The sequence below is a fragment of the Pseudoalteromonas sp. XMcav11-Q genome, from assembly GCF_040104525.1.
Classification (GTDB): Bacteria; Pseudomonadota; Gammaproteobacteria; order Enterobacterales; family Alteromonadaceae; genus Pseudoalteromonas.
The window spans coordinates 434,349-441,113 of the sequence record NZ_JBECOX010000003.1; the positions used below are offsets into that span (position 1 = coordinate 434,349).

A 6,765-nucleotide genomic window follows, 5' to 3' on the forward strand; every position below is an offset into this window, starting at 1 on the left:
ATCGTATAATTACCTACAATAGGCGCACATAAATGAAACTACGTACAGCCGTCACTCTACTATTTACGGCAGTCTCAACACAACTTTCAGCAAGCCCATTAGACGAATCAAAAATACAATTTTTGGGTCCCATCGCAGGCGAATCAACAATAAAGCCAGCTGATACGCCTCATCGTGATGCAATTATTGAAAACCTGCTACCATCATTACAACAAGACGTCAAACAGGTAACGCTATTCAATAATGAGAGCAAATGGCAGCCTCTAAACAAAACTACACAATTAACGATACCTGGATTGCAGGCTCTAAAATTTAATTTCACTACTGAACGTTTTGTTTCAGGTAAGCTAAAGCTTGAGGGCATCGAGAAAGCCAAAGTTTTTCTAAATGGAGAGCCAGTCTCCGGTGTTAAAGAGGTTCAGCTTGATGTCGTCAAGGGCGATCATCAAATTCTCGTTATCGCTGAGCAGGTAAATGACTGGAATAAGGTTGCTCTCAGCTTTGAAGGCGAAGCAGCGCATGACGTTATCACGCTAACAGAAAAACAAACCAAAGCGCTGTCTGCAAAGCAGTTGTTTGATGCTCCAACGGTGAGTGCTATCTCACTTGCACCTAACGGCGAATATTACATTTCGACCGTCCGCCACTACGATGATGAAAAAGGCAACTCAGCAATCACCGAAACTGCTTTATACAATGAAGATGGTGACATGCTTTACAGTTTCGATGGTATGAGTGCAAATAGCTTTGCATGGCGTGATGACAGCAGCAAACTCACTTATTTAAAAGATAATAAAGCTTACATCCTTGATCTAAAAACCTTTAAACGTACTCAAGTTGCTACTAAGCTCAATGGCGCGAATAGTATCGAGTTTTTTGATAATGACACGCTTATTTTTGCTTGGACCAACAGCGGCAAAGAAGAAGGCAAACTGACTAAACATTATCAAGGATTAGAAGATAGATGGTCATATGCCCGGACCCAGTCACAAATCTTCTTACTTGATATCAAAAGTGGGCTACTTAATCCTGTGACCGTTGGCGCACAAAGCCACAGCTTGGCCGACTTTGACGCACAAGCAAACACGGTTTTAGCAACGCGTAATAAGCAAGACTACGCGCAACCTCCTCACATGTTGACAGAGCTAATAGAAATCGATCTATCAAACAATCAGCAAAGTGTTATTGGTCAGTATCGTACGTTTAGCGGCGCGCAATACACTAAAAATGGTATTTATGTAACTGCAGGTCCTGATTTTGCAGAAGGTGCGGGGCGCAACTTACCTGAAGGTATGCTCGCGAATAATTATGACGGCCAACTTTATTGGATAGATCGCAAAGGCAACGATGTAAAAGCACTGAGTAAAAACTTTGACCCAGCCATAGGCAGCTTTACCGTACTCAATAATGGCGATGTGGTACTAAAAGCGACTGACCAAGATCGTCAACAGCTTTTCTTCTTCGACGAAAGTAAGTCTACTTTCAAACGCTTAAACACCGGGCTGGATGTTGTCGCGAACTATTCTGTGTCTAGTGAACGTAACCCAGAGATCTTGTTCACGGGAACTACAGCATCAACTCCGCAACAGTTAAAAACCATGTCAACCTCAGATAAGCGAGCTGACACGCTCTGGGACTCAGCAAATATCGCATACCAGAACGCAGAAATCGCCAACCTAGAAGAGTTTAATTTTACCAATACTGAAGGCGTGGAGATTAAAGGCCGCGTGTATCTACCACACGATTTAGACAAAGCTAAAAAATACCCAGCACTCGTTTATTATTACGGCGGCACTTCTCCAGTGACTCGTGGCTTTACAGGGCGTTATCCATTTAACTTATGGGCAGCAAATGGCTATGTTGTTTATGTCTTGCAACCAACAGGTGCGACAGGTTTCGGTCAGAAGTTCTCAGCAGAACACGTCAATGCTTGGGGTGAACACACCGCTAACGATATCATCATGGGTACCAAAGAGTTTGTGAAAGCCTACCCTTTCGTTGATGACAAGCGTTTAGGTAATTTAGGCGCTTCTTACGGCGGCTTCATGACTATGCTGCTGACAACAAAAACTGATTTGTTCTCAGCTTCTATCTCACATGCTGGTATTTCTAATATTACTTCATACTGGGGTCAAGGCTGGTGGGGTTATTTGTATTCTGGCGAGGCCTCAAAAGGAAGTTTCCCCTGGAACAATCCAACGCTTTACTCACAACATAGCCCGGTATTTAATGCAGACAAAGTAACAACACCATTATTGTTAATTCACGGTGACGCGGATACCAATGTGCCGCCAGGTGAAAGTCATAATATGTATACCGCATTGAAGATCCTTGGCCAAGATGTTGAATTGGTCGAATACAAAGGCGCAGATCATCAAATTTTTGCTCGTGACAAGCGCTTCCATTGGTGGAACACCATGCTGGCTTATTTCGACAAGCATTTAAAAAAAGAGCCACAATGGTGGGAACATCTATACGGTAAGTAATCAATGCTAGGCGGCACTCTGTGCCGCCTTTTTGTTTATGGAAGCAGCAATCAAACACATCATTGTATATAATTTAATAATAAAGCTCTGTTTCCCCTTGATCGAACTAGGTTGTCAGGTTAACGTGCCAGATACAGAGTTGTAAGAATTCGTTTCATGCACTTCCAAGCAGCGATCTCTCAGTGTTATATTTACGACAATTAAACAACAATTAACAGTGAAAACATGAGCATAAAGGTTTTATTAGTTGAAGATGATGAACTCTTAGCAAAGCGGCTGTGTAGTCACTTTGAAAATACCGAGTTCAGTATCACTGTAGACAATACGGGTGCTACTGCGCTTGAGCTTATTCAAGCTCAAACCCAAAACCCATTTGCACTTGCTATTGTTGATGTTGTTTTACCCGCCACTGATGGCCTGCAACTCGCGAAAGAAATTAATACCTTATCAGACCTTGGTGTCATCATGCTTTCTAGTCGAGACTCTCAAGCCGATAGAATCGCAGGTCTTGCGCAAGGTGCTGATGACTACGTCTGTAAGCCTGTTGATACGCTTGAGCTTGAACTGCGTATGCGTGCCTTATACAAACGTTTAGTTGGTAATAAAGACGATGAATCGGAAGAATTTATTGAATATGCAGACTTTAAACTACACCCTGATAACCGTACCTTAATCAATCAACATGGCATTGAGTCTCGACTTACCGAAGCAGAGCATAAAGTGTTGATTTGTCTTATTTCCAATGCTGGAAGGGCAACATCCAGAGAGCGTATTTCAGAAGACATTGGGCAACCTGATTGGAGCCCAAGTGACAGAACGGTTGATGTCTTAGTTGGCCGACTACGCAAAAAACTCGGCGATGAAAAAGAGCAAAAACGCATTGTTACGGTTCGCGGTAAAGGTTATATGTTGTCAGCTTAACCTTTACCAATAATACACTCCCTATCTATTGAAGTGCCGTTAGCTAATACTGTGTTAGCTGACCTAACAACCTCTCCAGCGCGCGATAACTAAGCGCTTCCTTTAAATGTGACAAGCTAATATTAGGTGTAGAGCTCAGATCCGCTATGGTACGCGCAACTTTGATTATTCGATGATATGAACGTGGTGATAGCTTTAGTTTTTCTGCTGCCTTTGCTAGAAATAAACTTTCAGCATCAGCAAGATAGCAGATATGGTTTAGCTCTTTTACACTCAGTTGGTCGTTACATTTTCCCTGACGTGCTAAAGCTGTTTTATAGGCCTGCTCCACCCTAGCTCTTATTATTGCACTAGACTCTCCATCATGCTGTGACTGTAGCTCTTCTGTTTTTAGACGAGGTAATTCTACCTGTAGATCTATTCGGTCTAAAAATGGACCTGAAATCTTAGCCAAATAGCGCAATACTTGATCTGGAGACGCTCTTTTGTCAGTGTAACAACCTGTAGGACTGGGATTTAATGCTGCGATCAGTTGAAAGTTTGCAGGGTAATCAACTTGCCGAGCTGCGCGCGAAATCGTTACCATGCCCGTTTCCATCGGCTCACGTAATGAATCCAGTACCTTCCTATCAAATTCTGGTAACTCGTCCAAAAATAGAACGCCATTATTTGACAATGATATCTCCCCAGGCTTAGGGTTTGACGAGCCTCCAACCAAGGCTACTGCAGAGCAAGTATGATGTGGAGCTCTAAAAGGCCTTGTTTTCCAGTTTGATTGGCTGATGGTTTTTCCCAGTATGGAATAGATAGAAGCCGTTTCTAACGCCTGATTATCCGTCATTAATGGCATTATCGTAGGTAAGCGCTGAGCAAGCATCGATTTTCCAGTACCAGGAGGACCAAGAAATAAAACGTTATGCCCACCTGCCGCGGCTATTTCTAGTACTCGCTTTGCCCCCTCTTGCCCTTTCACCTCAGCCATATCCAGCAAGCTCCCACCTGAAGCTTGTATATTTAAATCGTCTGGGTAGAGTTGATTAAACCTAAGTGATTGCTGGCCGCTTAAGCCTAACCATGCTGTACGCAAGCAGCTTATAGCAACACGATTAGCATCAGCGGCAAGGCTCGCAACTGCATCGTTACCAGTAGGTAGGTAAGCAGTTCGCCCCTCCTTCGCTGCTGCAATAACAGATGGCAAAATCGCAGTGACCGTCCTCAGCTCACCATTTAACGCAAGCTCACCATAAAACTCTTTATCAGCAATAGCATGGCTATCTAACTGCCCTGATGCGACAAGAACACCGAGTGCGATTGCAAAGTCAAAGCGGCCACCGTCTTTGGGTAGATCTGCTGGTGCTAAGTTTACTGTGATACGCTGTTCTGGAAATAAAAAGCCAGCATTAACAAGCGCACTACGGACGCGTTCTTTGGCTTCTTTAACTGAGGTTTCGGGTAATCCAACAATACTAAAGGCAGGTAAACCATTGCTAAGGTGCACCTCAACAATTACCTCGGGTGCGGTAATACCAACTTGTGCTCGAGTGAAGACTCTTGCTAAAGACATCCATGTCTCCTGCTTACTTAATATTTATAGTTAAATACGTGTAACACCAAATGGTATCGCATAGCTGCTAATCTCAATAACAAGGTTGCCGCCATAGATAATACCATTACGTACTCTGTTGCCATGCCCAATTTAATTGCTTGAGTATAGACTACCCCGCCAAAAATGCAGGTGATCGCGTATAACTCTCCTTTTAAAAGAAGGGGGATTTCTCGAGCTAATACGTCTCTGATGACTCCACCAAAACACCCGGTCAATACGCCCATGATCACAGCTGTAGTATCAGGCATTCCAATACTTAAAGCCTTTTGTACTCCCATTACAGCGAAAAAAGCAAGCCCAATGGCATCAGCAACCTGCAGTACAGTTCTTGGGATATTTTGATGCCGATTTAACCACCATATACTCACAGCGACAGCAAATAAAATAGCGTAAATATAGCTAGTATCATGAAGCCAAAAAACGGGTTGATCTAAAATCAAGTCTCGTAATGTTCCCCCCCCGATACCAGTTACAGTCGCAAGGACAATCACACCAAAGCCATCCATATGTTTACTATGCGCAATTAAGGTTCCCGAAATTGCAAAAACCATGACGCCCAAGAGATCAAACCAATGATAGAGTTCTGACATTTCGTAATTAGTTGTGAAACAAAAGCAAAATCATAACGAAGATCTCACACAAAAGGTAGTGGGATCGCCGATATTTACAGTTTTCAATGTGGTGAGAAAAGTGACTTTATGAAATGTTTAGGATGAATGCTTGCGGATAAACCATCTACCATGTTGCACTATGATTATACTATGGTGGGAGCGAGTTTACCTCGCGATGTGTTGATTGGCTTGCGAGGTTTTATATCTCAAATCTCTATACCCCAAACAGCAAAAAACCCGTCGCATTGCTGCAACGGGTTTTGATGTACATGGTTTTTTTCCGGAACTTCATTGCAAGCCATCGGCGGGTAAACCGCCTCCTACCAGAATGGCTTACTTTATGGCAGCAGGCTCATGTTGTGGGAGCGAGTTTATCTCGCGATGTGTTGATTGGCTTGTGAGGGTTTCTATATCTCAAATCTCTATACCCCAAACAGCAAAAAACCCGCCGCATCTCTGCAACGGGTTTTGATGTACATGGATGTTCGAATGTCGATGAAGTTCATGGATGAACGCTTTTCATCAACCTCTTATTTGGCCCTGGCTCGCTACGAAGTAGGATGTTCTCATTTTTTAAATAGAGAGTCACATGGGTGATCCACACTCTCATTGACCGAGGCCGACCCTTCGGCTGTTTTGTTTCACTTCTGAGTTTGGGTGACGAGAAACCGAAGCACCGCTTCGCAGTTCGAGGAAGTGAGCGCAAGGACGCGAGAAGGGGAGATGCTACATGGAAGTACTTTACCCCAAATAGCAAAAAAGCCCGACTCTTTCGAATCGGGCTTTCTTTAAATAGGTGCTTGGCAATGTCCTACTTTCACATGGGAAATCCCACACTATCATCGGCGCTGTTTTGTTTCACTTCTGAGTTCGGCATGGAGTCAGGTGGGTCCAAAACGCTATGCTTACCAAGCAAATTCTTAAATCCGGAAAAGCGATTAAATTCTTTGTCTACTTTAGTCTATTAACTTCTGTCGCTTATAAACCACTTTGGCGTTGTATGGTTAAGCCTCTCGGGTAATTAGTACGAGTTAGCTTAATGCCTCACAGCACTTCCACATCTCGCCTATCAACGTTGTAGTCTTCAACGGCCCTTCAGTTGACTCTAAGTCAAAGTGAGAACTCATCTCGAGGCCTGCTT

4 protein-coding genes and 2 rRNA genes are annotated in these 6,765 nt (G+C 43.4%); 2 read left to right on the forward strand and 4 right to left on the reverse strand.

Going from position 1 to position 6,765, the window contains the following annotated elements; translation table 11 throughout:
• The first annotated feature begins 32 nt into the window (after window positions 1–32).
• Window positions 33–2,486 carry a prolyl oligopeptidase family serine peptidase gene (locus ABMY45_RS07590; RefSeq protein ID WP_349288688.1) on the forward strand — a complete coding sequence of 818 codons (2,454 nt, stop codon included), beginning with the start codon at window positions 33–35 and terminating at the stop codon, window positions 2,484–2,486.
• A 225-nt stretch (window positions 2,487–2,711) separates the two neighbouring features.
• On the forward strand, window positions 2,712–3,407 hold the full coding sequence (locus tag ABMY45_RS07595; RefSeq protein WP_010605961.1) for a response regulator transcription factor: 696 nt from the start codon (window positions 2,712–2,714) through the stop codon (window positions 3,405–3,407).
• A 43-nt stretch (window positions 3,408–3,450) separates the two neighbouring features.
• Here the strand turns inward: ABMY45_RS07595 and ABMY45_RS07600 are convergent, their stop codons facing one another.
• The 4 genes from ABMY45_RS07600 to ABMY45_RS07615 form a co-directional block, all read right to left on the reverse strand.
• Window positions 3,451–4,971, reverse strand: a complete 1,521-nt coding sequence (locus ABMY45_RS07600; protein ID WP_349288689.1) for a YifB family Mg chelatase-like AAA ATPase — start codon at window positions 4,969–4,971, stop codon at window positions 3,451–3,453.
• Window positions 4,972–4,988: 17 nt separating this feature from the next.
• Entirely contained in the window at window positions 4,989–5,603 is a 615-nt protein-coding gene (locus ABMY45_RS07605) for a trimeric intracellular cation channel family protein (protein WP_039492969.1), read from the reverse strand.
• 819 nt (window positions 5,604–6,422) lie between these two features.
• Window positions 6,423–6,537, reverse strand: a 5S ribosomal RNA gene (gene rrf, locus ABMY45_RS07610).
• 87 nt (window positions 6,538–6,624) lie between these two features.
• Window positions 6,625–6,765: ribosomal RNA gene (locus tag ABMY45_RS07615) — 23S ribosomal RNA — on the reverse strand; the annotation flags it as partial.